The sequence below is a fragment of the Curvibacter sp. GW821-FHT01G03 genome, from assembly GCF_059422285.1.
In genome coordinates this window covers 31,660-56,871 of record NZ_JBWKWP010000023.1, presented here as the reverse complement: position 1 = coordinate 56,871, position 25,212 = coordinate 31,660, and the positions used below count along the sequence as shown (strand labels likewise).

At 65.2% G+C, this 25,212-nt stretch carries 24 protein-coding genes; 10 read left to right on the top strand and 14 right to left on the bottom strand.

What is annotated here, in order from left to right; all coding sequences use genetic code 11:
- Window positions 1-18 precede the first annotated feature (18 nt).
- From ftsB to AC07VS_RS25385, 6 genes are read right to left on the bottom strand one after another with little or no spacing between them, the layout of a single operon-like run.
- Complete coding sequence (gene ftsB / locus AC07VS_RS25410; RefSeq protein WP_492348670.1) at window positions 19-294, bottom strand: cell division protein FtsB; 276 nt, start codon at window positions 292-294, stop codon at window positions 19-21.
- A gap of 31 nt (window positions 295-325) precedes the next feature.
- Window positions 326-1,609, bottom strand: coding sequence for a phosphopyruvate hydratase (gene eno / locus AC07VS_RS25405; protein WP_492348671.1), 1,284 nt, complete (start codon window positions 1,607-1,609; stop codon window positions 326-328).
- Window positions 1,610-1,656: 47 nt separating this feature from the next.
- Window positions 1,657-1,944, bottom strand: a complete 288-nt coding sequence (locus AC07VS_RS25400) for a DUF1330 domain-containing protein (protein ID WP_494658432.1) — start codon at window positions 1,942-1,944, stop codon at window positions 1,657-1,659.
- On the bottom strand, window positions 1,941-2,795 hold the full coding sequence (gene kdsA / locus AC07VS_RS25395; protein ID WP_494752349.1) for a 3-deoxy-8-phosphooctulonate synthase: 855 nt from the start codon (window positions 2,793-2,795) through the stop codon (window positions 1,941-1,943). The genes AC07VS_RS25400 and kdsA overlap by 4 nt, the downstream gene beginning before the upstream one ends.
- A gap of 17 nt (window positions 2,796-2,812) precedes the next feature.
- Window positions 2,813-4,459: a CTP synthase gene (gene pyrG, locus AC07VS_RS25390; RefSeq protein ID WP_492348674.1), complete on the bottom strand. Its 1,647-nt coding sequence runs from the start codon at window positions 4,457-4,459 to the stop codon at window positions 2,813-2,815.
- Window positions 4,460-4,504: 45 nt separating this feature from the next.
- Window positions 4,505-5,512, bottom strand: a complete 1,008-nt coding sequence (locus tag AC07VS_RS25385) for a LysR family transcriptional regulator (RefSeq protein WP_494658433.1) — start codon at window positions 5,510-5,512, stop codon at window positions 4,505-4,507.
- Window positions 5,513-5,623: 111 nt separating this feature from the next.
- On the opposite strand from AC07VS_RS25385, the gene AC07VS_RS25380 reads away from it, so the two are divergent.
- The 3 genes from AC07VS_RS25380 to dut all read left to right on the top strand — a co-directional run bounded on the left by AC07VS_RS25380 (window position 5,624) and on the right by dut (window position 9,007).
- Window positions 5,624-7,147 (top strand): CoA-acylating methylmalonate-semialdehyde dehydrogenase, encoded by a 1,524-nt coding sequence (locus tag AC07VS_RS25380; protein WP_494752348.1) that lies wholly within the window; start codon window positions 5,624-5,626, stop codon window positions 7,145-7,147.
- Between the two features lie 172 nt (window positions 7,148-7,319).
- The gene (coaBC, locus tag AC07VS_RS25375) at window positions 7,320-8,531 is read left to right on the top strand and encodes a bifunctional phosphopantothenoylcysteine decarboxylase/phosphopantothenate--cysteine ligase CoaBC (RefSeq protein WP_494752347.1); all 1,212 of its coding nucleotides are present in this window, start codon (window positions 7,320-7,322) and stop codon (window positions 8,529-8,531) included.
- A gap of 29 nt (window positions 8,532-8,560) precedes the next feature.
- The gene (dut, locus tag AC07VS_RS25370) at window positions 8,561-9,007 is read left to right on the top strand and encodes a dUTP diphosphatase (RefSeq protein WP_492348678.1); all 447 of its coding nucleotides are present in this window, start codon (window positions 8,561-8,563) and stop codon (window positions 9,005-9,007) included.
- Window positions 9,008-9,081: 74 nt separating this feature from the next.
- Here dut and AC07VS_RS25365 read toward each other — a convergent pair whose 3' ends face one another.
- Entirely contained in the window at window positions 9,082-9,606 is a 525-nt protein-coding gene (locus AC07VS_RS25365; RefSeq protein ID WP_492348679.1) for an FKBP-type peptidyl-prolyl cis-trans isomerase, read from the bottom strand.
- A 366-nt stretch (window positions 9,607-9,972) separates the two neighbouring features.
- Between AC07VS_RS25365 and AC07VS_RS25360 the strand changes: the two genes are divergently transcribed.
- The 4 genes from AC07VS_RS25360 (at window position 9,973) to AC07VS_RS25345 (ending at window position 13,926) form a co-directional block, all read left to right on the top strand.
- Window positions 9,973-11,652, top strand: a complete 1,680-nt coding sequence (locus AC07VS_RS25360; protein WP_494752346.1) for a diguanylate cyclase domain-containing protein — start codon at window positions 9,973-9,975, stop codon at window positions 11,650-11,652.
- A gap of 108 nt (window positions 11,653-11,760) precedes the next feature.
- Window positions 11,761-12,894, top strand: coding sequence for a JmjC domain-containing protein (locus AC07VS_RS25355; protein WP_492348681.1), 1,134 nt, complete (start codon window positions 11,761-11,763; stop codon window positions 12,892-12,894).
- A 5-nt stretch (window positions 12,895-12,899) separates the two neighbouring features.
- Window positions 12,900-13,412 carry a hypothetical protein gene (locus AC07VS_RS25350; RefSeq protein ID WP_494752345.1) on the top strand — a complete coding sequence of 171 codons (513 nt, stop codon included), beginning with the start codon at window positions 12,900-12,902 and terminating at the stop codon, window positions 13,410-13,412.
- Window positions 13,413-13,668: 256 nt separating this feature from the next.
- The gene (locus tag AC07VS_RS25345; protein WP_494752344.1) at window positions 13,669-13,926 is read left to right on the top strand and encodes a hypothetical protein; all 258 of its coding nucleotides are present in this window, start codon (window positions 13,669-13,671) and stop codon (window positions 13,924-13,926) included.
- An 88-nt stretch (window positions 13,927-14,014) separates the two neighbouring features.
- Here AC07VS_RS25345 and AC07VS_RS25340 read toward each other — a convergent pair whose 3' ends face one another.
- The 7 genes from AC07VS_RS25340 to AC07VS_RS25310 form a co-directional block, all read right to left on the bottom strand.
- A complete protein-coding gene (locus tag AC07VS_RS25340) occupies window positions 14,015-14,788 on the bottom strand; it encodes an MBL fold metallo-hydrolase (protein WP_494752343.1) in 774 nt (257 codons plus the stop codon).
- 116 nt (window positions 14,789-14,904) lie between these two features.
- Window positions 14,905-16,023, bottom strand: a complete 1,119-nt coding sequence (gene bamC, locus AC07VS_RS25335) for an NlpB/DapX family lipoprotein (protein WP_492348685.1) — start codon at window positions 16,021-16,023, stop codon at window positions 14,905-14,907.
- 44 nt (window positions 16,024-16,067) lie between these two features.
- Window positions 16,068-16,964, bottom strand: coding sequence for a 4-hydroxy-tetrahydrodipicolinate synthase (gene dapA, locus AC07VS_RS25330; RefSeq protein WP_492348686.1), 897 nt, complete (start codon window positions 16,962-16,964; stop codon window positions 16,068-16,070).
- Window positions 16,965-17,031: 67 nt separating this feature from the next.
- Window positions 17,032-17,598 carry a class I SAM-dependent methyltransferase gene (locus AC07VS_RS25325; protein ID WP_492348687.1) on the bottom strand — a complete coding sequence of 189 codons (567 nt, stop codon included), beginning with the start codon at window positions 17,596-17,598 and terminating at the stop codon, window positions 17,032-17,034.
- Window positions 17,599-17,601: 3 nt separating this feature from the next.
- Window positions 17,602-18,417 (bottom strand): SDR family oxidoreductase, encoded by an 816-nt coding sequence (locus AC07VS_RS25320; RefSeq protein WP_494752342.1) that lies wholly within the window; start codon window positions 18,415-18,417, stop codon window positions 17,602-17,604.
- Window positions 18,418-18,472: 55 nt separating this feature from the next.
- Window positions 18,473-18,640 carry a hypothetical protein gene (locus tag AC07VS_RS25315; RefSeq protein ID WP_494658441.1) on the bottom strand — a complete coding sequence of 56 codons (168 nt, stop codon included), beginning with the start codon at window positions 18,638-18,640 and terminating at the stop codon, window positions 18,473-18,475.
- 10 nt (window positions 18,641-18,650) lie between these two features.
- Window positions 18,651-19,871, bottom strand: a complete 1,221-nt coding sequence (locus AC07VS_RS25310) for an MFS transporter (RefSeq protein ID WP_494752341.1) — start codon at window positions 19,869-19,871, stop codon at window positions 18,651-18,653.
- 121 nt (window positions 19,872-19,992) lie between these two features.
- On the opposite strand from AC07VS_RS25310, the gene AC07VS_RS25305 reads away from it, so the two are divergent.
- Genes AC07VS_RS25305 through parC form a run of 3 tightly spaced genes read left to right on the top strand, consistent with a single transcriptional unit; the run spans window position 19,993 to window position 25,161 of the window.
- Entirely contained in the window at window positions 19,993-21,972 is a 1,980-nt protein-coding gene (locus AC07VS_RS25305; protein WP_494658442.1) for a DNA topoisomerase IV subunit B, read from the top strand.
- On the top strand, window positions 21,950-22,822 hold the full coding sequence (locus tag AC07VS_RS25300; RefSeq protein WP_494658443.1) for a lytic transglycosylase domain-containing protein: 873 nt from the start codon (window positions 21,950-21,952) through the stop codon (window positions 22,820-22,822). The genes AC07VS_RS25305 and AC07VS_RS25300 overlap by 23 nt, the downstream gene beginning before the upstream one ends.
- Window positions 22,819-25,161, top strand: coding sequence for a DNA topoisomerase IV subunit A (gene parC, locus AC07VS_RS25295; protein ID WP_492348693.1), 2,343 nt, complete (start codon window positions 22,819-22,821; stop codon window positions 25,159-25,161). The genes AC07VS_RS25300 and parC overlap by 4 nt, the downstream gene beginning before the upstream one ends.
- Window positions 25,162-25,212: the final 51 nt, after the last annotated feature.

Genomic DNA, 25,212 nt, shown 5'->3' with positions numbered 1-25,212 from the left:
AGCCATCAGGCTGGGCGCTTATTTGGTGATCTGGACGAAGATCTCGTTGGGCCTGACCATGCCCAGCTCGATGCGGGCACGTTCTTCGACCATGGCCAGCCCTTCCTTGAGGTCGTTGACCTCGGAGGCGAGCTGGTCGTTGATGCGCTGCGCCGCCGCGTTGCGGGCCTGCTGCTCGTCGATTTTCTGCTGCAGGCTGGCGACGTTGGGAATGCTGCCGCGACCCAGCCAGAGCTGGGCATGCAGCAGGCCCAGCATGGCCAGCAGGATCAGCGGAAGCAGTCGAAGGCCCATGGCGGTCTCAGCCCATCAGCGCCGTGGCGGCTCAGCGCAGGTTGTAGAACGCAGCACGGCCCGGATAGACGGCCACGTCGCCCAGGTCTTCTTCGATGCGAAGCAGCTGGTTGTACTTGGCCATGCGGTCGCTGCGGCTCATCGAACCGGTCTTGATCTGGCCGGCGTTGGTGCCCACGGCGATGTCAGCAATGGTGGAGTCTTCGGTTTCGCCCGAGCGGTGCGAGATCACGGCGGTGTAGCCGGCGACCTTGGCCATTTCGATGGCCTGGAAGGTTTCGGTCAGGGTGCCGATCTGGTTGATCTTGATCAGGATCGAGTTGGCGATCCCCTTGTCGATGCCTTCTTTCAGGATCTTGGTGTTGGTCACGAACAGGTCGTCACCCACGATCTGAACCTTCTGGCCCAGGCGTTCGGTCAGGTGTTTCCAACCGTCCCAGTCGCCTTCGGCCATGCCGTCTTCGATGCTGATGATGGGGTACTTGTCGCACCAGGTGGCCAGGATGTTGGTCCATTCTTCGGCCGACAGCACCAAACCTTCGCCTTCGAGGTGGTACTTGCCATCCTTGTAGAACTCGCTGGCAGCGCAGTCCAGGCCCAGGGCGATCTGCTCGCCGGCCACGAATCCGGCCTTGTCGATGGCTTCCAGGATCAGCTGGATGGCGGCCTCATGGCTGGCCACGCTGGGGGCAAAGCCGCCTTCGTCGCCCACGGCAGTGCTCATGCCCTTGTCGTGGATGATCTTCTTGAGGGCGTGGAACACTTCGGCGCCGTAACGCACGGCTTCACGGAAGGTGGGGGCGCCCACCGGGATGATCATCAGCTCTTGCAGGTCGAGGTTGTTGTTGGCGTGCGCGCCACCGTTGATGACGTTCATCATCGGCACCGGCAGTTGCATGCCACCCATGCCGCCAAAGTAGCGGTACAGGGGCAGGCCCGATTCTTCGGCCGCAGCGCGGGCCACGGCCATGGACACGGCCAGCATGGCATTGGCGCCCAGGCGGCTCTTGTTGTCGGTGCCGTCCAGATCGATCAGGGTCTTGTCCAGGAAAGCCTGCTCGGAGGCGTCCAGGCCCAGCACGGCCTCGGAGATCTCGGTGTTGATGTGTTCGACGGCCTTGAGCACGCCCTTGCCCAGGTAGCGCGACTTGTCGCCGTCACGCAGTTCGATGGCTTCACGGCTGCCGGTGGAGGCGCCCGAGGGCACGGCGGCGCGGCCCATCACGCCCGATTCGAGCAGAACGTCGCATTCGACGGTGGGGTTGCCGCGGCTGTCCAGGACTTCACGGCCGACGATGTCTACGATTGCACTCATGTTGTCTTCTTTCAAAACAAAACAAAAACGGTCTGCAGTCGGGGTGCTCAGACCCCTTCAACCACGATCATGCGCATGATGGCCGCGCCCTCACGGGCCGCACGGGCTTGCCCGTATTCGGGCGAATCATAAAAGACCCGGGCGGCGGCCACACTTGCAAACTTCAGGATGACCAGGCGTTCTGGTGCCCAGTCACCCTCCAACACCTCGACCTGGCCCCCACGCACGCACACCTCGGCCTGGTGGGCCTGGATGGCGGCGGTGGACCATTGGCGGTACTCGTCGTACTGCGCAGGGTTGGTGACCGTGACGTTCGCAATGATGTACGCACTCACTGGAAATCGCTCTCCAGGAAGGGTGTCTTTTTGGTGACCAAATCCAACGCGAGCAAGGTCTCCAGCAAGGCCTTCATGCGCTTGAGCGGCACGGCATTCGGGCCGTCGCTCAGGGCTTCGCTGGGGTTGGGATGGGTTTCCATGAACAGGCCGGCCACACCCACCGCCACGGCAGCACGGGCCAGCACTGGCACCATTTCACGCTGGCCGCCTGAGCTGGTGCCCTGGCCACCGGGCAGCTGAACGCTGTGGGTGGCATCGAACACCACCGGGGCGCCGGTTTCACGCATGATGGCCAGGCTGCGCATGTCGCTGACGAGGTTGTTGTAGCCGAAGCTGGCGCCGCGTTCGCAGGCCATGAAGCTGTCCTCGGGCAGGCCGGCGTCGCGGGCGGCGGCACGGGCCTTGTCGATGACGTTCTTCATGTCGTGGGGCGCGAGGAACTGCCCCTTCTTGATGTTCACCGGCTTGCCGGACTGGGCCACGGCGCGAATGAAATCGGTTTGCCGGCACAGGAAGGCCGGTGTCTGCAGCACATCGACCACGGCGGCCACGGCCGGGATCTCGGCCTCGCTGTGCACATCGGTGAGGATAGGCACGTTCAGCTCTTTCTTGACCTTGGCCAGGATCTCCAGGCCGCGCTCCATGCCCGGCCCCCGGAAAGTGGTGCCCGAGGATCGGTTGGCCTTGTCGTAGCTGCTCTTGAAGATGAACGGGATGCCGAGTGCCGAGGTGATTTCCTTCAGCGCGCCGGCGGTGTCCATCTGCAATTGCTCGGACTCGACCACACAGGGCCCGGCGATCAGGAAGAAGCGTTGGTCAAGACCGATGTCGAAGCCGCAGAGTTTCATGGTGTTTCCCAGGCCTTTCAGGCCGCAGTCTTGTGGTCCAGTGCCGCCTTGATGAAGGCGTTGAACAGCGGGTGGCCGTCCCAGGGGGTGGATTTGAACTCAGGGTGGAACTGCACGCCCATGAACCACGGGTGCACGCTTTGCGGCAGCTCGACGATTTCGGTCAGGTGCTCACGCTGCGTCAGGGCCGAGATCACCAGGCCCGCTTCGCGCAGCTGGTCCAGGTAGTTCACGTTGGCTTCGTAGCGGTGGCGATGGCGTTCGGTCACCACGTCGCCGTAGATCTTGTGGGCCAGGGTGCCGGGGGTCACGTCGGAGCTTTGGGCGCCCAGGCGCATGGTGCCGCCCAGGTCGGAGTTCTCGTCGCGCTTCTTGATGGTGCCGTCGGCGTCTTTCCACTCGGTGATCAGGGCGATCACGGGGTGGGGCGAGTCGGGTTCGAATTCGGTGCTGTTGGCATCGGTCAGGCCGGCCACGTGGCGTGCGTATTCAATGGTGGCCACCTGCATGCCCAGGCAGATGCCCAGGTAAGGCAGCTTGTGCTCGCGAGCGTACTGGGCCGCACAGATCTTGCCTTCGACGCCGCGCTTGCCAAAGCCGCCCGGCACCAGGATGGCGTCGTATTGGCCCAGGCGCTTCACGTCCTGCGGGGTGATGGTTTCAGAGTCGACGTAGTCGATCTTGACCGCGACATGGTTCTTCATGCCGGCATGGCGCAGCGCTTCGTTGAGCGATTTGTAGCTGTCGGACAGGTCGACGTACTTGCCCACCATGGCGATCTTGACCTCGCCCTTGGGGTTCTCGGTCTCGAACACCAGATCGTCCCAGCGCTTGAGCTTGGTCGGCGGCGTGTTCAGGCGCAGCTTGTCGCAGATCAGGCCGTCCAGGCCCTGCTCGTGCAGCATGCGGGGCACTTTGTAGATGGTGTTCACGTCCCACATGGAGATCACGCCCCATTCGGGCACGTTGGTGAACAGCGAGATCTTGGCGCGTTCGTCTTCCGGGATGCGGCGGTCGGCACGGCACAGCAGCGCATCGGCCTGGATGCCGATTTCGCGCAGCTTCTGCACGGTGTGCTGGGTGGGCTTGGTCTTGAGTTCGCCGGCCGCAGCGATCCAGGGCACGTAGGTCAGGTGCACGAAGGCCGCGTTGTTCGGGCCCATGCGCAGGCTCATCTGGCGTGCGGCTTCCAGGAAGGGCAGCGATTCGATGTCGCCGACGGTGCCGCCGATCTCGACGATGGCCACGTCCACCTCATCCGGGGTGCCGATGCCGGCGCCGCGCTTGACGTATTCCTGGATCTCATTGGTGATGTGCGGGATCACCTGAACGGTCTTGCCCAGGTAGTCACCGCGGCGTTCTTTTTCCAGCACCGACTGGTAGATCCGGCCGGTGGTGAAATTGTTGGTCTTGTTCATGCGCGTTTCGATGAAACGCTCGTAGTGGCCCAGGTCGAGGTCGGTCTCTGCGCCGTCATCGGTCACGAACACCTCGCCGTGCTGGAACGGCGACATCGTGCCCGGATCGACGTTGATGTACGGATCGAGCTTGATGAGAGTGACTTTGAGGCCTCGCGATTCGAGGATCGCGGCGAGGGAGGCTGAGGCGATTCCCTTGCCCAGGGAAGACACCACACCGCCGGTGACGAAGACAAATTTGGTCATGTCGGGGGGTCGGGAGCAGTTGTCCCGGGAGGTGGTAAACGGAGATTATAAAGGTGCCGCCGGTGCGACACCTTCATGCAGCAGGGGTGATTTGGATGGGGCCTGCAGCGCAAACCCGCCAGCCAGAGATTGTCGCAGGTGCTGCACCAGTGCGCTGACCGCTCGTGGCACATGGGCCGAATAGGGGCGTATCGCATACAGCTGCCGGGCAAATGGGCCGGCATTGGCCCAGTGGGCCAGCACCTGAACCAGTTGCCCGTCGCGCAGGCCGGCCTGGGCACTGAAGTCGGGCAGCAGGGCGATGCCGATGCCAGCCAGGGCGGCATCGCGCAGGGCCTCGCTGTTGTTGGCGGCCAGGGGGCCGGCCACCGGGACCGTGACCCGCTCCCCTGGCTGGCCGGGCGGGGCTTCGGTGGCCGGGGACTCGAAGGTCCAGGTGGGGGTGCCGCCACGGCGCGGGTAATGCAGGCAGTCGTGCTGGCGCAGGTCTTCGGGGTGGCCCGGCGTGCCGCGCCGGGCCAGGTAGGCGGGGCTGGCCACCAGCACCGAGCGGGTCGGGCACAGGTTCCAGGCCACATGGGTTTCCGGCACCTGGTCGCTGTGGCGGATGGCCAGGTCCAGCCCCTCCATGGCCAGTGAGGCCATGCGGTCCGACATGTCCAGCTCCAGCCGCACTTCAGGGTACTGCTGCAAGAAGGTCGCCAGGCGGGGCACCAGTTGCTGGCGCGCCAGCGCCACCGGTGCGGTCAGGCGCAGCAGGCCGCGCGGGGTGCCGGCCAGGTCGCGCACGCTGGCAAAGCTGTGGGCAATGGCATCGAAGGGTGCACGGGTATCGTCGACCAGGCGCTGGCCGGCCTCGGTCAGGCGCACGCTGCGGGTGGTGCGCTGCACCAGGGGCACGCCGGCCAGCTTTTCAAGCTCCGAGATGCGCTGGCTCATGGCGGCCTTGCTCACCCCCAGTCGGGTGGCGGCGGCGGTGTAGCTGCCTTGCTGGGCCAGCACCCCCAGCCAATGCAGGTGGCCCCAGAGGGTGTGGATTATTTGGTCGTCCATGTTCGTATTGTTCATCAATTTGAACAATGAGTTCAGCGGCGAGTGCTAGGCAGGGGCGGGGGCGCTGCCTAGACTGCAGTCCTGCATTCATTCTTTCAACAGCGAGGCACCATGAGCCAGACCCTTTCTTCCGCCGACGTCGGTCATTACATCGGTGGCGCCGCCACGGCAGGCGTCAGCACCCGCCGCCAGCCGGTCTACAACCCCGCCACCGGTGAAGTGGCTCGCCAGGTGCTGCTGGGCAGTGCGGCCGACGTGAATGCCGCCGTGGCTGCCGCCCAGGCCGCCTTCCCGGCTTGGTCCGACATGCCGCCGATCCGCCGTGGTCGCGTGATGTTCAAGTTCCTTGAGTTGGTCAACCAGCACAAGGACACCCTGGCCCGCATGATCACGCTGGAGCACGGCAAGGTGTTCACCGACGCCCAGGGCGAGGTCAGCCGTGGCATCGACATCATCGAGTTCGCCTGTGGCATTCCTCAGTTGCTGAAGGGTGACTACACCGAGCAGGTGTCCACCGGCATCGACAACTGGACGATGCGCCAGCCTCTGGGCGTGGTGGCCGGCATCACCCCCTTCAACTTCCCGGTGATGGTGCCGATGTGGATGTTCCCGGTGGCCATTGCCGCCGGCAACACCTTCGTGCTCAAGCCCAGCCCGACCGACCCCAGCGCCAGCCTGTTCATGGCCGATCTGCTCAAGCAGGCCGGCCTGCCAGACGGGGTTTTCAACGTGGTGCAGGGCGACAAGGAAGCCGTGGATGCGCTGCTGGAGCACCCTGATGTCAAGGCGGTTTCCTTTGTCGGCTCCACCCCGATTGCCAACTACATCTACGAAACCGGTGCCCACCACGGCAAGCGCGTGCAGGCCCTGGGCGGCGCCAAGAACCACATGGTGGTGATGCCTGACGCCGACATCGACCAGGTGGTCGACGCCCTGATCGGCGCCGGCTATGGCTCGGCGGGCGAGCGCTGCATGGCGATCTCGGTGGCCGTGCTGGTGGGTGATGTGGCCGACAAGGTCATCCCCAAGCTGCTGGAGCGCGCCAAGAGCCTCAAGGTGCTCGACGGCATGAACCTGGACGCCGAAATGGGCCCCATCGTCACGGGCGCGGCCCATGCCCGCATCAGCGGCTACATCGATGCCGGCGTGAAGGAGGGGGCCCAGTTGCTGCTGGACGGCCGCAACTTCGACGGCAAGAGCGCTGGCCCCGGCTGCGACAAGGGCTTCTGGCTGGGCGGCACCCTGTTTGACCATGTCACCCCCGAGATGAAGATCTACAAGGAAGAAATCTTCGGCCCGGTGCTGTCGTGTGTGCGGACCAAGGACTTTGCCGAAGCCGTGAAGCTGATCAACGACCACGAATTTGGCAACGGCGTGAGCTGCTTCACCCGCGACGGCAACGTGGCGCGCGAGTTCAGCCGCCGCATCCAGGTGGGCATGGTCGGCATCAACGTGCCGATCCCGGTGCCCATGGCCTGGCATGGTTTTGGCGGGTGGAAGAAGAGCCTGTTCGGCGACATGCACGCCTATGGCGAAGAGGGTGTGCGCTTCTACACCAAGCAAAAGAGCGTGATGCAGCGCTGGCCCGAAAGCATCGGCAAGGGCGCCGAGTTCGTGATGCCCACGGCCAAGTAAGCGGCAGACACCCGCTCTGACGGCCCAGGCCACCTTCGGGTGGCCTTTTTTTCGTGACCACCTTCGGGTGGCCTTTTTTCATGGCCACCCGCGTGACCCGAAGGGCGTTGCGGGTCTGCTACATTGCCGCATTCTTTGCCAACCGGGCCCGCTCAGCCGGGCCCTTGTCACCATGGACCTCCAGGGAAAACACATTGTGCTCGGCCTCACCGGCGGGGTGGCCTGTTTCAAATCGGCCGAACTGTGCCGCGAACTGATCCGCCAGGGCGCCACGGTGCAGGTGGTGATGACCGAGGCCGCCTGCCAGTTCATCACCCCCGTCACGATGCAGGCCCTGTCGGGCCGGCCGGTCTACACCTCGCAGTGGGATGGCCGCGAGGCCAACAACATGCCCCACATCAACCTCAGCCGCGAGGCGGATGCCATCGTGCTGGCCCCGTGCAGTGCCGACTTCATGGCGCGCCTGGTGCAGGGACGTGCCGACGAGTTGCTGAGCCTGCTGTGCCTGGCCCGCCCCATCGAGCGCGTGCCGCTGCTGGTGGCCCCCGCCATGAACCGCGAGATGTGGGCTCACCCGGCCACCCAGCGCAATCTCGCCCAGCTGCAGGCGGATGGCGCCGTTCTGCTGGGGGTGGCGCGGGGCGACCAGGCCTGCGGCGAAACCGGCGACGGTCGCATGCTTGAAGCGTTGGAGATCACCGAAGAGGTGATTGCCTTCTTCCAGCCCAAGACGCTGCGCGGCCAGCGGGTGCTGGTCACCGCGGGCCCCACGTTTGAGTCCATCGACCCGGTGCGCGGCATCACCAACCATTCCTCGGGCAAGATGGGCTTTGCCATTGCGCGTGCTGCCCGCGAGGCCGGGGCCGAAGTGACGCTGATTGCCGGCCCGGTTCACCTGCCCACCCCGCGCGGGGTGCGCCGCCTCAACGTGGTGTCGGCATGCGACATGCTGGCCGCCACCGTGCCGGCCAGCGAGCAGGCCGATGTGTTCATTGCCACGGCCGCCGTGGCCGATTGGCGGCCGGCCAGCGCCAGCGACCAGAAGATCAAGAAAGACGGTTCGGGCCAGACGCCCCAACTGAGCTTTGTCGAAAACCCCGACATCCTGCACACCGTCGCCCAGGGCGATCGTGCCCGCAGCGGGGCACTTTACTGTGTCGGTTTTGCGGCCGAGAGTCACGACCTGGTGGCCCATGCCCAGGCCAAGCGTGCGCGCAAGGGCGTGCCGCTGCTGGTGGGCAACATCGGGCCCACGGCTTTCGGGCAAGACGACAATCAGCTGTTGCTGGTGGATGCGCAAGGCGTCCAGGAGCTGCCCCGGGCTTCCAAGCTGGCGCTGGCGCGCCAGTTGGTGGCCGAGATTTCCCGCCGCAAGGCCTGCTGATGCCTGTTGAGGCCTGTTGAATTTACCCAATGAACATCGACGTCAAGATCATCGATCCGCGCATGGCGGACCAACTTCCTGCTTACGCCACCCCGGGCAGTGCCGGCCTGGACCTGCGTGCCTGCCTGGCCGAGCCGCTCACCCTGGCACCCAACGCCTGGCAACTGGTGCCCACGGGCATCGCCATCTGGCTCAAAGACCCCGGTTATGCCGCCATGATCCTGCCGCGTTCGGGCTTGGGGCACAAGCACGGCATCGTGCTGGGCAACCTGGTGGGCTTGATCGACAGCGACTACCAGGGCCAGTTGATGGTCAGCGCCTGGAACCGCAGCGACGTGGCCTTCACCATCGAGCCCATGGAGCGCATCGCGCAACTGGTGATCGTGCCGGTGCTGCAGGCCAGCTTCAACGTGGTGACCGAGTTCCCGCCCACCCAGCGCGGCGAGGGCGGCTACGGTTCGACCGGCAAGGGCTGATCCGGCCTGCCTGGCAGGCATGACAAAGCCCGTGGCCCTGGCAGGCACACGGGCTTTGTCTTTGATCGCTCAGGTCAGTGCAACTGCTGATTGCCGGGGGCCAGGGGCTGTACCCGGAAGAAGCCGGTGCCCGCCGTGCCGCTGCCGATCTCCTCTTCGGTGGCTTCGCGCACGGCATGCACCTTCAGGTGCAGGCGGATCGCGATGCCGGCCAAGGGGTGGTTGCCATCCAGCACCACATGTTCGGGGTAGATCTCGGTCACGGTGTAGAGCGCATCACGGGGGGCGTCCGGGTTGCAGCCTGTGGGCAGGGCCGTGCCGTCGAAGGTCATGCCTTCTTCCAGCTCTTTCGGGAACAGGGTGCGCGGCTCCAGGAAGATCAGGTTCTCGTTGTACTCGCCAAAGCCTTCTTCGGGTTCGATCTGCAGCTTGACGCTGGCGCCGGGCTCATGGCCTTGCAGCACCTCTTCAATCTTCTTCAGCAGGTCGTCGCCACCCACCAGAAAGTCAACCGGCTCGTCGAGCACGTCGAGTTCTTCATTCAGGGTGTCAGTGAGGGTCCAGGTCAGTGCGACCACGCATTGTTCAGTGATTTCCATGGCGTCTGCCTTGATAGATGCAGTGATTGGGGGGCGGGCGGGCTCGTTGCGGGCGGCCCGGGGCCGGGGGCGCCGGGGCCCTGCAGGTGCTGCAGGGCAGGGGCGTGACCGGCGTCGAGGGCCCGAGTGTATGCGACGGGCCCGCCTGCGGCAGGCACAGCAGGCCCGGCGCCGGGTTTTCTCGCACCTGCCATGAGTCGGGGCTACCATGGTGGGTGCTGGGTGCAACGTGCTTTTCATGCCTTAGCCGTGGCCTTTTATCGCTAGGTTGTCCACCTATCCACCGATTTGTGCATGTTCAAGGTTTTTTCTTTTCTGTCTGGGCTAGGTGTCTTGCTGGCCCAGCGCGGCCGGTGGGCGTTGGTCATGCTGTGTCTGATCACCGCCCCCTGGCAAACCCAGGCGGCACCCCTATTGCTGCAGAACTTGGCAGACGGGCAATCCCTGACGGGGCAGGTGCAGGTGCTGATCGATCCGACCGGTCGGGCTGATCTGCCGGCGGTGCAGGCTTCTCAGGATTTCGCTCAACCCGCTCAGGTGCTGCGCACTCCCGGCGATCATCAGGTGCTCTGGCTGCGCTTGCAGGTGCAGCAGAAAGAGGCTCAGGGTGACTGGCTGCTGCTGTTTCCCAGCACGGCCATGCATGCCTTGACCTTCCATGGGCCTTTCAATCAGGCCGGTGAGGCCCTGGCTGAACCGGTCTACACGGGCCTGAGTCTGCCCTACGGCACCCGGCCGCTGGCCAGCGAACGCTATGCGCAGCGCCTCAGGCTGCCGGCACCCGGGGTCTACACCGTCTACCTTCGGGTGCAGACCAACACCGCCAAGACCTTGAATCTGCGGATCTGGGACACGGCCAGCTACCTGGCAACCCGACCGCAGAAGCTGCTGTTCGATGGCCTTTGCTATGGCGTTTTGCTGGCGCTGGTGCTCTACAACCTGGCCCTGGTTCGAGGCTGGCGTGACCGCAGCACGGTTTACTACGTGCTGACCGGTGTGGCCGCCTTTCTGACCCTGGCCACCTACAACGGCCACACGGCCCACTATTTCTGGCCCGATTCACCTTGGTGGATCGAGCGCAGCTATGTGTTGGCGCCGGCCCTTTGGGTGGGTTTCAGTGCTTTGTTCGGGGCCGCTTTCCTGGAGGAGGGCGCGCCGGCCCGCCGGACGGGGTGGGTGGCACTCAAATCAGGGCTGGTGGCATGTGCCGTGGCCATCCTGGCCAGTGGCGTGGCGGGCTGGATGGAGACCGCGCAGAACCTCCTTGAGGCCTCGGCTGTGGTGGGGGTGGTCCTGCTCACGGGCCTGGCCTTTGTGCGATGGCGGCGTGGCTTTCAGCCAGCCTTCTGGTACCTGGCCGGCCGTCTGACGCTGTTTGCCTCGGTGCTGCTGACGGTGGCCATCAGCCGGGGCTGGTTCAATTTGCCATTCTGGTTGGCCAATGGCATGCAAATGGGGGTCTGCGCCGAGACGGTGGTGTTTGCCCTTGCCCTGAGTGCCCGGGTGCGTGAGCTGCAACTGCAGCGGGCCGAGTTGCGCATCCACGCCGAACAGATGGCCCTGGTGGCCGCCACCGACCCCCTGACTGGCCTGGCCAACCGCCACGGTCTGGAGCAGGCCGCCGCTGGCCTGCTGGATCGGCCGGGGCAGCAGGCGGTGCTGATGATCGATCTGGATCGTTTCAAGCCCATCAACGACACCCTGGGTCATGAGGTCGGCGACCAGGTGTTGGTCGAGGTGGCCGCGCGCCTGCGCACCGCTGTGCGTGAGTCGGATGTGGTGGCCCGGCTTGGCGGCGACGAGTTTGTTCTGCTGCTGGCCCAGGTGTTGGACCTGGCTCAACTGGAGGCCTTGGCGCGGCGCCTGGTGCAGGCCGTCTCGCGGCCCATGGTGCTGGGCGAGGCCCATGTGCAAGTGGGGGCCAGTGTGGGGGTGGCCCTGCCGCCTGGTGACGGGCGGGCTCTGAAGGAGCTGATGCTGGCGGCCGACCGGGCCATGTACCAGGCCAAGCGCCTGGGCAGCGGCTACGCCTTTGCTGTCCACTGACGCGGCAATCGCCCTTCCTTGCGGCGCGTCACGGACCGCGATGTCGGTTCCGTAGGAAAATCGCGCCACTTGGAGCAACCATCCGGCCCGACCGGAGCCTTTTTTCTCATGGACATCACCCAACCTCTCACGCTGCTGGGCGGCCTCAGCCCGCAGCAATTCATGAAGCGCCACTGGCAACGCAAGCCCTTGCTGGTGCGCCAGGCGGTGCCGGGCTTCCAGCCTTTGCTGGACCGCGCCGAGCTGTTCGAGCTGGCGTCGCGCGAGGAAGTGGAGTCGCGCCTGGTGCGCCAGACCCACCCGGGCTGGGACGTGCGCTCTGGCCCCTTTGCCCGGCGCAGCCTGCCGGCACTGAATCAGCCCGACTGGACCCTGCTGGTGCAGGGCGTCGACCTGCACGATGAAGCGGTGCACCACCTGATGCAGGGGTTTCGCTTTGTGCCCGACGCCCGGCTGGACGATCTGATGATCAGCTACGCCAGCAACGGCGGCGGCGTGGGGCCCCACTTCGACAGCTACGATGTGTTTCTGCTGCAGGCCCACGGCAAGCGCCGCTGGCGCATCGGGCGCCAGACCGACCTGAGTCTGCGTGAGGACACGCCGCTCAAGGTGCTGGCGAATTTCGAGCCCGAGGAAGAGTACGTACTGGAGCCCGGCGACATGCTCTACCTGCCTCCGCGCTATGCCCATGACGGCATTGCCGAAGGCGAGTGCATGACCTACTCGATCGGCTTTCGCTCGCCCAAGCGGGGTGAACTGGCTCGCGAGGTCTTGCAACGGCTGGCCGAGGACGCGGACGACCTGGCCGGCGAGGGCCTGTACCGTGACGCCCATCAGCCAGCGGTGGCCGACCCGGCGGCCATCCCGGGCGGCCTGCATGAATTCGCGGCCGATGCGCTGCAGAGCGTGCTCAACGACCCTGACGCCCTGGCCCGGGTGATTGGTGAAGCGCTCACCGACCCCAAGCCTCAGGTCTGGTTCGAGGCCAGCAGCACCGAGGTCGATGTGTCGGCCGGGGTCCGACTGGATCGCCGTACCCGCATGATGCACGACGAGCGCCACATTTTCATCAACGGCGAGGGCTTTCGCGCCGCCGGGCGCGACGCCACGTTGATGCGCCAACTGGCCAGCCTGCGCGTGCTGGGTGGACGCGATGTGGGTCGCTTGAGTGCTGGCGCCCGGGATCTGTTGATCGAATGGTGTGAGGCCGGCTGGCTGCACCCGCTGCCCACCGAGCTCTGAACCCCATGACGGGCGATCAGGCCTCCGGTTCCACCACGTGGCCCTTCGAAGGGCGTTTCGAGGGGCGCGAGGCCTTTGCTGAGCGCATTCGCCAGGCCCTGGCTGCCGCAGCCCGCGAGGGCTGGCGCGAACTGTTTCTGTGCGACGAAAGCTTTGAGGACTGGCCGCTGGGGGAGCGCAGCGTGATCGAGTCGCTGTCGGCCTGGTCGCGCAGTGGCCGTCGGATGCTGCTGCTGGCCGCCTCTTACGAAGAGCTCAGGCGGCGTCATCACCGCTTTGTGCACTGGCGCCAGACCTGGGACCACCTGATTGAGGCGCGTGCCTGCCGAGGTCGATCAGTCACCGAATGGCCCAGTGCCTTCTGGACATCCGCCTGGGCCCTGCATCGCCTGGATCTGCAACGCAGCACGGGGGTCTGCAGCCAGGCGCCTGAGCGTCGGGTGGCGCTGCGCGAGATGCTTGACGAATGCTGGCGCCGAGGATCACCGGCGTTTCCGGCCTCTACCCTGGGATTGTGAAGCTGGAAGTGATTCGAATCTGAGGATGGGTGACGCCGGCACTCATGGGTGCTCAGGAATGGTTCCTGAACTTTACGTAACGGATACATCCGGCCACTGAATTGCCCTTGTCAGTATTTGTTGGGATTGACGTTTCCCTTCTATAATTTGCAGTTGAGTGAAAAAGCGCGGCTAAAGCAGCGCACGCTCAGTCAGAGCCGTTCGTAGGGATGGTCTGACGCAACGGAATTCTCTCTGTCCAACAAGGAAACTTGAAATGAAGAAATCGCTCGTTTTGGCGACCCTGATCGCTGCTGCCGCCCTCGCCGCTTGTGGCAAGAAGGAAGAACCGGCTGCTGCTCCGGCACCGGCTCCCGCTGCTGCTCCCGCTCCGGCTGAAGCACCTGCTGCTGCTCCGGCCGCTCCGGCTGCTGACGCTGCCGCTCCGGCTGCTGCTGCCCCGGCCGCTCCGGCTGCCGACGCCGCTGCTGACGCTGCCAAGAAGGCCGCTGAAGACGCTGCTGCCAAGAAGTAAGCTCTCCTTGCTTCTCAAAAAGCCACCTTCGGGTGGCTTTTTTTCGTCTGGCTTCGGTGAGGGCTGCCTTGTGGCGTCCCGTTGAGCCTCAAAGGCTGTACCAATCCGATCCCAGGGTCGGGCTGGCGATGCCAATGGCGTCTTCGGGCCAGTCCAGGGCTTGGGCCAGCGTGTGCCGCACCAGGGCGGCCTGGTTGTTCTGCTCGCTCAGGTGGGCGGCCACCACGTGGCGCAATGAAGGGTGCTTGAGTTGAGCCAGGGCCTGCGCGCTGGCCTGGTTTTCCAGGTGGCCCCAGGGGCCACTGATGCGCCGCTTGAGAAAGGCCGGGTAGCGCGATCGGCTCAGCATGTCGGCATCGTGGTTGGCCTCCAGGTACAGGGCCTGGCATTGGGCCAGCTGGGCCAGCACATGGGGTGTGATGTGGCCCAGGTCGGTCAGCAAGCCGAGCCGCGACTGTCCGTCTTCGCAACGCAGCTGCAGGGGCTCGCGGGCATCGTGTGGCACGGTGAAGGGGTGCAGGCTCATGCTGCCGAAATCGATCACTTGCTGATCGCGCGCCAGCCGCAGGCAATCCCCGAGATCAGGCTGGCCCAGGGCCAGCCAGGTGCCCTCGCTCATCCAGACCGGCAAATGGTGGCGCGCTGACAGGCCGAGGGCGCAACCGATGTGGTCCGAATGCTCGTGGGTGATGAAAATGCCATGCAGTTCGCTGCTGTTCAGGCCCGCCTGAGTCAGCCGGGTTTCCAACTGCCTGATGCCCAGCCCGCAGTCCACCAACAGCCTGCGACAGTGGCTGCCTTCGCCAGCTTCGACCACCGTGGCGTTGCCAGTGCTGCCGCTGGCCAGATTCTTGAATCGCATCGAAAAAACAGGAGGTTCGGAGTCGGTGAGTGGGCGCGGACCACGGGCGCAGACAAAAGAAAGGGCAGGTCATCGGACCTGCCCTGCTGTCGTCCCGACCTGAGGGCCGGTGGGTCTTATTTCAGGTCGTCGACCAGCACCTTGACGATGCGCTGTGCCGTGCCGGAGGTTTCCGGTGCGCCGTTGGCATCCAGCACCGAGACGGTGGTGGCATTGCCTTCGCTGCGCACGGCGATCTGGTACTTCACCGGGGCGGTGTTGGCATCTGAACTGCTGAACAACTTGCTGATGAAGCCGGGTTCCTTCTTGTCGGGGTTGGGGGCGACATAGCGGACAAAGTACAGGCCCTTGGCGCGGTCGCGGTCTTCCACCGTGAAACCGGTGCGGTCCAGGGTCAGCCCGACGCGGCGCCAGGCGCGCTCGAAGCCTTCGTCCATCTGCACCACCGGCAGGTTGTTGACCTGGGCGGCGCGAGCCATGGGGGCTGGCGCTGCGGCCGCGGTCTGGGCGCGGGCTTGTTCAGCCGTGCCGCCACCCAGTTTGACCATGAGTCGGCGCAGGAATTCGGCTTCCAGCTCGGGGTCGGCGGGCCGGGGTTGCCAGGCGGTCTGGGCGGTGTCTTTGTTGTTGGTGGTGTAGGTTTCCACCATGCCGCGATGGCTGATGTAGATCTCGGTGCTGCCGTCGGCGGCCCGCTCCAGGCGGGTGCGGAAGCGGTCACGCTCGCCGGTGTCGTACAGCGAGTCGATTACTTTGCCGAGGGTGTTGCGGATCCAGTCCTGGGGCAGCTTGGCGCGGTTTTCGGCCCAGTCGGTTTCCATGATGCCCAGGCGGGAGTCCTCGGTCACCAGGCTGAAGCCGTTTTCCACCCAGAAATCATGCACCGGGGTCCAGAGCTGGTCGGCCGAGCGCTTGACCACCAGCCAGCGCTGGTTGCCCGAGCGCTCCACGCGCACATCACCCAGGTTGCTGGCCGCGGTCTGGATGGCCGACACAGGCTGCTTGCCCATGGCGGCCTGGAACCCGGTGGCCGATACGCTGCTGCCGCCGCCCAGGGCGTAGCGGGTGTCACCGCTCAGCTGGGTCAGGTCAGGGGGGACTTCCAGCGTGGGCGCCTTGGTGGCGCTTTTGTAGTTGATCTTGTCACTCTCCAGCGACGAGCAGGCGCTGAGGGCGACAGACAGGCTGAGCAGGCTGAGCAGGCTGCAAGGGCCCAGTCGTGTGGTTGGGGTCACGGGAAGTCCTTCCAAGGCAGGAATAGGGTGTCGTTCGACGGCGGTCAGATCAGGCCGGCGGCGCGCAGGGCGGCTTCCACCACCGGCTCGTTGGCCGGTGTCAGCTCGGTCATGGGCAGGCGCATCGCGCCACCGCACAGGCCCATGCGCTTCATGGCCCATTTGACGGGGATGGGGTTGGCTTCGACGAACAGGTGCTTGTGCACGGGCATCAGCTTGAACTGGATCTCCATGGCGCGCTTCACATCGCCAGCGATCGCGGCCACGCAGAGTTCATGCATCAGGCGGGGCGCCACGTTGGCGGTCACGCTGATGTTGCCTTGGCCGCCACACAGCATCAGGGCCACGGCGGTCGGGTCATCGCCCGAGTAGACGGCAAAGCCCTTGGGCACTTCGCGGATCAGCCACTGGGCGCGTTCGATGTTGCCTGTGGCCTCCTTGATGCCGACGATGCCAGGCACCTGGGCCAGGCGCAGCACCGTGTCGTGGGCCATGTCGGCCACGCTGCGGCCGGGCACGTTGTAGAGCACGGTGGGCAGGTCGCCCACGGCTTCGGCAATGGCCTTGAAGTGGCGGTACTGGCCTTCCTGGGTGGGCTTGTTGTAGTAGGGCACGACCTGCAACTGGCAGTCGGCGCCCACGCCCTTGGCGAACCTGGCCAGTTCGATGGCCTCGGCCGTCGAGTTGGCGCCGCAGCCGGCCATGATGGGCACGCGCTTGGCGGCTTGTTCGACCGACACGCGAATGATCTCGCAGTGCTCTTCGACGTTGACCGTCGGCGATTCACCCGTGGTGCCCACCACACCGATGCAATCGGTGCCTTCGGCAATGTGCCAGTCAATCAATTTGCGCAGGGTGGGGTAGTCCACGCTGCCGTCTTCGTGCATCGGAGTCACCAGGGCGACGATGCTGCCTGTAATAGGGCCGGTTGGGGAGGTCATGTCCGCAGTCTCAAACGGTAAAAGAGCATTCTAACTAGGCTGCCGGGCCCCCGGGCGCGCTCGGGGGTCAGGGCAGGTCGGTCAGCGCATAACGCACCAGCCCCCCATCGGGTTGTCCGGTCTCGCGAATGGCGGTGATGCGTTGCACGAAGCGCGCCGGCTCGGGGAGGAATCCGTCCTCGTAGGCCACCACCCGCAGCCCGGCGCAATGGCGCAGCAGTTCGCCGTGTTGCAGCAGAAAGTCGGGCCGCGAAGGCCTGCCCACGGTCTCGTTGCCCTGGGCAAAGGTTTCGTAAATCAACAGCCCGCCCGGGGCCAGGCTGGCCAGCAGGGTGGGCATCAAGGGTCGCCACAGGTAGTGGGTCACCACCACGGCTTCAAACACCCGACCCGCAAAGGGCCAGGGCCCTGCTTCGATGTCGGCGCACACGGCTTCGCCCAGGCCTTCGAGGGCGGCAATGGCCTCGGCATGGCGGTCGACCATGGTGACCGGATGGCCGCGCCCGGCAAACCAGTGCGCGTGGCGCCCGTGGCCGCAGGCCACGTCCAGCACACGGCCACCGAGGGGCACCAGGTGGCTCCAGCGTTGCACCCAGGCAGAGGCCGGCAGCAGGGCATGGGGTGAAGGCGCCATGGCTCAATGCCCCGGTCGCACGTCGTTGTGCAAAGCCTTGAGGGCCATCTTTTCGACCAGGCCTGGGGCCAGCAGGCGCAGCCAGCGCCCCACCTTGCCCTGCAGGCTCATGACGACCTCGCGATCACGGCGGGCCAGCCCACTCAGGATCAGGCGGGCACATTCCTCGACCGACATGGCCTTGTCTTCCTTGAGGCCGCTGCGCCCGGCAGCCTTGCCCTGCGCGTTGTAGCCGCGGACTCGGATGTCGGTGGCCACCACGCCGGGGTAGGCGGTGGTGACGCTCACGCCGCTGTGCCTGAGTTCGGCCCGCAAGGCTTCAAAGAAACCGGTCATGGCGAATTTGCTGGCGCTGTAGGCGGTTCGTCCAGGCACGCCGATCAGTCCGGCCAGCGACGACACAGCCACGATGCTGCCCTGGGTGGCTTTCAGGTGGGGCAGGGCAGCGTGTGTGCACCACACGCTGCCCCAGAGGTTGATGCGCATCAGGTCTTCATACCAATGCAGATCGTTGTCGGCCACATCCTCGAACAAGGCGTGGGCCGACATGCCGGCGTTGTTGATCAACACATCCAGGCGTCCAAAGCGTGCCACCGTGGCTTCGATCAGGTGCCGGCAGGCTTCTTCGTCCGACACATCGGTGCGGACCACCAGGGTGTCGCAACCATGGCTGGCGCACTGCAGGGCCACCTCGTTGAGCTTGGCCGCGCTGCGGGCGGCCAACACCAAGGCCAGGCCTCGGCCATGCTGGCGTGCCAGCTGTCTTGCCACTTCGGCCCCGATGCCATCGGAAGCACCGGTCACAACCATGGTCTTCATCCCATTCCCCTCTGAATCATTGAAGCGGTCCGGGCCCGGCACCCACCGGATGCACTCAGAAACAGGCCCAGAGCTGGTTGGCGAGTGTCAATAAGAAATCACCTTGAGCATAGAGGGCAAACACCGCTGCCAGCACGGCGGCCATCAACACCCAGGCCAGTGCATGGGCGGCCCGGGTCAACCAGGGGGTTCTGGTGGCAGTGTGGGGGGAAGTGGCTTCCATGGCGGCAGGCTCAGGCCACCGCCGGGCGGTGGGGGCGGTGGATGGGGGCTTCGCGCACCGGCAGGTTGACCAGGCCGGCGAACACGCCCAAGGCGATGGCCAGGTACCAGACGATGTCGTAGCTGCCGGTACGGTCATACAGGTAGCCGCCCAGCCAGACCCCCATGAACGACCCGATCTGGTGGCTGAAGAAGACAAAGCCCCCCAGCATGGAGAGGTGCTGCACGCCAAAGATCTGGGCAATCGTGGCGTTGGTGGGCGGCACGGTGGACAACCACAGGGTGCCCATCACGGCCGTAAACACATACACGCTGACGGGTGACAGCGGCACCAGCAGGAAAATGGTGATCACCACGGCGCGCGCGAAATAGATGAAGGACAGGATGTTCTTCTTGGCCATGCGCTGGCCCAGGGTGCCGGCAATGTAGGTGCCGAACACATTGAACAGGCCGATCAGGGCCAGTGCATAGCTGGCCACCTGAGGCGACAGGCCCTTGTCCTTCAGATAGCTCGGCATGTGCACGCCGATGAACACCACCTGGAAGCCACAGACGAAATAGCCCGCCATCAGCAGCTGGAAGCTGGGGTACTTGAAGGCTTCGGCCAGGGCCTGAACCACCGTCTGCTGGCGCTTGGCGGGGGCGCCACCCTGAAAGCCCGGCTCACGCAGGCCGAAGGCCAGCGGCACGATCATCAACACCAGCAGGCTCAGGGCCAGCAAGGCCTCCTTCCAACCCAGCTGGGCAATCAGCTGCCCTTCCACGGGCACCATCAGGAACTGCCCGAACGAACCAGCAGCCGCGGCCACGCCCATGGCCCACGACCGCTTTTCGGCCGATATCTGCCGACCCAGAACGCCATAAATCACGGCATAGGTGGTGCCGGCCTGGGCCGCACCAATCAAGACGCCGGTGGTCAGTGCAAAGGTCAGGGTGCTGGTTGACAGCGCCATGCCTGCCAGGCCCAGTGCGTACAGCAGGGCGCCGCCCAGCAACACCTTGAAGGCGCCCAGACGGTCTGCGGCCATGCCGGCAAAGATCCCGCACAAGCCCCAGGACAGGTTCTGGATGGCAATCGCCAGCGCAAAGGTCTGGCGCGGCCAGCCCTGGTCCTGGGTGATGGGTTGCAGCCACAGGCCAAAGCCATGGCGGATGCCCATCGACAGGGTGACGATGGCCGCTCCACAGATCAGCACCTGGGCCATCGAAAGATTTTTGGGTTGTGAACTCATGCCAGAAATGTAGCGAATTCAACGTTTGCTTGCAGATCACGCGGGTGACCGTGACAAACCTCGGCCTGGGTGCCTGTATGCACATCCAGTTTGGTCGAGTCTGCACACTACAATCCGCGCCATGGCAGTCAAACCTACGACCGAATATTCCGAAGGCTCAATCCGCGTCCTGAAGGGGCTTGAACCCGTCAAGCAGCGGCCGGGCATGTACACCCGCACCGACAACCCCTTGCACATCATCCAGGAGGTGCTGGACAACGCCGCCGACGAGGCCCTGGCAGGGCATGGCAAGAAGATCAAGGTCACGCTGCATGCCGATGGCTCGGTCAGTGTGGAAGACGATGGCCGCGGCATTCCTTTCGGCCTGCACCCCGAGGAAAACGCCCCTGTCATTGAACTGGTCTTCACCCGCCTGCATGCGGGCGGCAAGTTCGACAAGGGCAAGGGAGGGGCCTACAGCTTCTCTGGCGGCCTGCACGGCGTGGGGGTGAGCGTCACCAATGCCCTGGCAGTGCGTCTGGAGGCCACCTCATACCGTGAAGGCAAGGTGGCCAAGCTGGTGTTTGCGGCCGGCGATGTGATCGAGCCCCTGGTCACCCGCGCGGGCGGCGGTGCTGCTGAAGGTGACCGCAAGCAAGGCACCACGGTGCGGGTCTGGCCCGATGCCAAGTACTTCGAATCGCCCAACCTGCCGATGGGCGAGTTGACGCACCTGCTGCGCAGCAAGGCGGTGCTGATGCCCGGCGTGTCCGTCACGCTGGTGAATGAAAAGACCAAGGAAAGCCAGAACTGGCTCTACAAGGGCGGCCTGCGCGACTACCTGATGCAGACGCTGAACACCGATCCGGTGATCCCCTTGTTTGAAGGCGAGGGCTTTGCCGATGGCAGCAACGACAGCTTTGCCGATGGCGAGGGCGCGGCCTGGGCCGTGGCCTTCACCGAAGAAGGCCAGCCGGTGCGCGAGAGCTACGTCAACCTGATCCCCACCAGCAACGGCGGCACCCACGACAGCGGCCTGCGCGATGGCCTGTTCAATGCCGTCAAAAGCTTCATCGAACTGCATTCGCTGCTGCCCAAGGGCGTCAAGCTGCTGCCCGAAGACGTGTTTGCGCGGGCCAGCTATGTGCTCAGTGCCAAGGTGCTGGACCCGCAGTTCCAGGGCCAGATCAAGGAGCGCCTGAACTCGCGCGATGCCGTGCGCCTGGTGTCGAGCTTTGTGCGCCCCGCGCTGGAGCTGTGGCTGAACCAGCACGTCGAATACGGCAAGAAGCTGGCCGAACTGGCCATCAAGGCGGCCCAGACCCGTCAGCGTGCCGGTCAGAAGGTTGAAAAGCGCAAGGGCTCGGGCGTGGCGGTGCTGCCCGGCAAGCTGACCGACTGCGAGAGCCGCGACCTTGGTCACAACGAGGTGTTTCTGGTCGAGGGTGACTCGGCCGGCGGCAGCGCCAAGATGGGCCGTGACAAGGAATGCCAGGCCATCCTGCCCTTGCGTGGCAAGGTGCTCAACACCTGGGAGGTCGAGCGCGATCGCCTGTTTGCCAACACCGAAATTCACGACATCGCGGTGGCCATCGGGGTCGACCCGCACGGGCCCAACGACAGCCCCGATCTGTCGGGCCTGCGCTACGGCAAGGTGTGCATCCTGTCGGACGCCGACGTGGACGGCTCGCACATCCAGGTGCTGCTGCTGACGCTGTTCTTTCGCCATTTCCCCAAGCTCATCGACGCCGGCCACGTGTATGTGGCGCGCCCGCCGCTGTTCCGGGTCGATGCCCCGGCGCGTGGCAAAAAGCCGGCCTCCAAGGTGTATGCGCTGGACGAGGGCGAGCTGGCCTCGATTCTGGACAAGCTGCGCAAGGAAGGCGTGCGTGAGGGCAGCTGGACCATCAGCCGCTTCAAGGGCCTGGGCGAGATGAACGCCGAGCAGTTGTGGGACACCACGCTCAACCCCGACACGCGCCGCCTGCTGCCGGTGCAGTTGGGCGACCAGAGCTTTGCCGACACCGAGGGCCTGATCACCAAGCTCATGGGCAAGGGCGAGGCCGCGGCGCGTCGCGAGCTCATGGAACTGCATGGCGATGCGGTCGAGATCGACATCTGAGCCGCGCCGTCTGGCCCGGCTGCTGCTGATCGCTGGGGGGCTGGCCGCCTCCTGGCTGGCGCCCGCCCGCGCGGAGGTGTGGGGCTATGTGGACCCCCACGGCACGCCCCATTTTGCGGCCGAGCGCCTGGATGATCGCTACGCGCTTTTCTACCGCGGCAATGCCGCCCAGGAGGGCGAGCCGGCCCGGGCCGACACGCCGCGCGCGGTGGCCGTGCCCACGCTGCAGCCCCGCCTGCTGGCTTTTTTCGAGGTGTCGCCGGGCTACAAGCGCGTCAAGCTGCAAATGCGCGAGGCGGCCCAGTTGCACCGGGTCGATTTCGAGTTGCTGCAGGCCTTGATCGCCACCGAGTCGGGCTTTGACGCCAATGTGGTGTCGCCGCGCGGGGCTGTGGGCCTGATGCAGGTGATGCCTCCGACCGCCGAGCAATACGGTGTGGTGGGTGACCCTCGCCAACCGATCGAGAAGCGACTGACCGACCCACGCATCAACCTGCAGGCCGGCACCCGCTACCTGCGTCATCTGCTGGACCTGTTCGACAACCGGCTCGACCTGGCCCTGGCCGCCTATAACGCGGGCGTCAGCGCGGTGCAGCGCGCCGGCCAGCAGGTGCCCAACATCCGTGAAACCCAGAACTACGTGCGCACCGTGACCCAGTTGTATGCGCTGCTCAAGCCGCCGCCTCAGGTGGCAGAGCAACGCCGCAGCCAGGCCCGGCCTCGCCTGGAGTGGCTGCCGGTGCCCGGCGGCGCCATCGGCCGCGCCAACATGATCGAACCCCGCCTTTCCCCGGGCCTGAACGAGTTGTCGTTCGCGCCCTCGCAACCGTCTGCCATCGAGACCCCATGAGTGATCAACCGACCCTAGATTTATCCACCGGCGAAAGCGATGACGGCCTGAGCTTGGCCAACTACGCCCAGCGCGCCTACCTGGAGTACGCCCTCAGTGTGGTCAAAGGCCGCGCCCTGCCCGATGTGTGCGATGGGCAAAAGCCCGTGCAGCGCCGCATTCTGTATTCCATGGACCGCATGGGCCTGGGCTTCAGTGGCAACACGGCGGCCAAGCCGGTCAAGTGCGCTCGCGTGGTCGGCGATGTGCTGGGCCGCTTCCACCCCCACGGCGACCAGGCCGCCTACGACGCCCTGGTGCGCATGGCGCAGGATTTCAACCAGCGCTACCCCTTGATCGACGGGCAGGGCAACTTCGGCAGCCGCGACGGCGATGGTGCCGCCGCCATGCGTTACACCGAGGCGCGCCTGTCCAAGATCACCAGCCTGCTGCTCGATGAGATCGACGAAGGCACGGTGGATTTCGTCCCCAACTACGATGGGTCGACCCAGGAGCCCACCCACCTGCCGGCGCGTCTGCCGTTTGCTCTGCTCAATGGTGCCAGCGGCATTGCCGTCGGCCTGGCCACCGAGATCCCCAGCCACAACCTGCGCGAAGTGGCCGACGCCTGCGTGGCCCTGATCCGCAACCCCCAGCTGAGCGAAGCCGAGCTGTTCACCCTGGTGCCAGGCCCCGACTACCCGGGCGGCGGCCAGATCATCAGCAGCAGCACGGACATTGCCGACGCCTACCGCGGCGGGCGCGGTTCGCTCAAGGTGCGCGCGCGCTGGAAGATCGAAGAGCTGGCCCGCGGCCAATGGCAACTGGTGGTGAACGAGCTGCCCCCCGGGGTCAGCAGCCAGCGCGTGCTCGAAGAAATCGAAGAGCTGACCAACCCCAAGGTCAAGGCTGGCAAGAAGGCCCTCACCCAGGAGCAGACCCAGCTCAAGGCCACGGTGCTGGCCGTGCTGGACGCGGTGCGCGACGAATCCAGCAAGGACGCGCCGGTGCGCCTGGTGTTCGAGCCCAAGACCAGCAAGATCAGCCAGCCCGAACTGATCACGAGCCTGCTGGCCCACACCAGCCTGGAGACCACTGCACCGATCAACCTGACCATGATCGGCCTTGATGGCCGTCCGGTGCAGAAATCGCTGCGCCAGATGTTCGAGGAGTGGATCGAGTTCCGCCAGGGCACCATCAAGCGTCGTTCGCAGCATCGCCTCGACAAGGTGCTGGACCGCATCCACATCCTGGAGGGGCGGCAGATCGTGCTGCTCAACATCGATGAGGTCATTGCCATCATCCGGCACAGCGACGAGCCCAAGGCCGCGTTGATCGCGCGCTTCAATCTGTCCGACCGACAGGCCGAAGACATTCTTGAAATCCGCTTGCGCCAACTGGCTCGACTGGAGGGCATCAAGATTGAGCAGGAGCTGTCGGAGTTGCGCGGCGAGCAGCAAAAACTGGAAGACATCCTGGCCAACCCCGGCTCGCTCAAGCGCTTGATGATCAAGGAGATCGAGGCCGATGCCAAGCAGTTTGCCGACCCGCGTCGCACCCTGATCCAGGCCGAAAAGCGTGCCGTGGCCGAAGTCAAGGTGATCGACGAGCCGGTCACCGTGGTGGTGTCTGAAAAGGGCTGGGTGCGGGCCCGCAATGGCCATGGGCATGAGCCTGGCAGCTTTGCCTTCAAGGCCGGTGACGGCTTGTACGGCACCTTCGAGTGCCGCACGGTCGATCTGCTGGTGGTCTTGGGCAGCAATGGGCGTGTGTACTCGGTCCCGGTGTCCACCTTGCCGGGCGCGCGGGGCGATGGCCAGCCCGTCACCACCCTGATCGAACTCGAAGCCGGAACCCAGCCGGCCCATTATTTCGCCGGGCCGGCCCAGGCCACGGTGCTGCTCAGCAGCTCGGGTGGTTATGGCTTCCTGGCCACGCTGGAGAACCTGGTCTCGCGCAACAAGAGTGGCAAGGCCTTTGTCACGCTGGGCGAGGGTGAGACGGTGTGCAAGCCCTCCCATGTGGCCCACAGCAGCGGCGCCCAGCCGCTGGCCCCCGCCACCCATGTGGTGTGCGCCTCGACCGGGGGGCGCATCCTGAGCTTCGAGATGGCCGAACTCAAGAACATGGAAAAGGGGGGCCGTGGCTTGATGCTGATCGATCTGGAACCCAAGGACACCCTGGCCGGTGCCGCGGCCTACACCCGCAGCATCCGCATCGCTGGCACGGGCCGCGGCGGCAAGGCCCGGGAGGAAACCCTGGAGATCCGCTCGCTCAACAACGCGCGGGCCTTGCGAGGTCGAAAAGGCAAAGCGGCCGACCTGGGTTTCAAGCCGGAAGTGATCACCAGAATCGAATGAAATTGTTATTTATCAATAAATTTCGATAAATATGATTACAATGACTGCTGT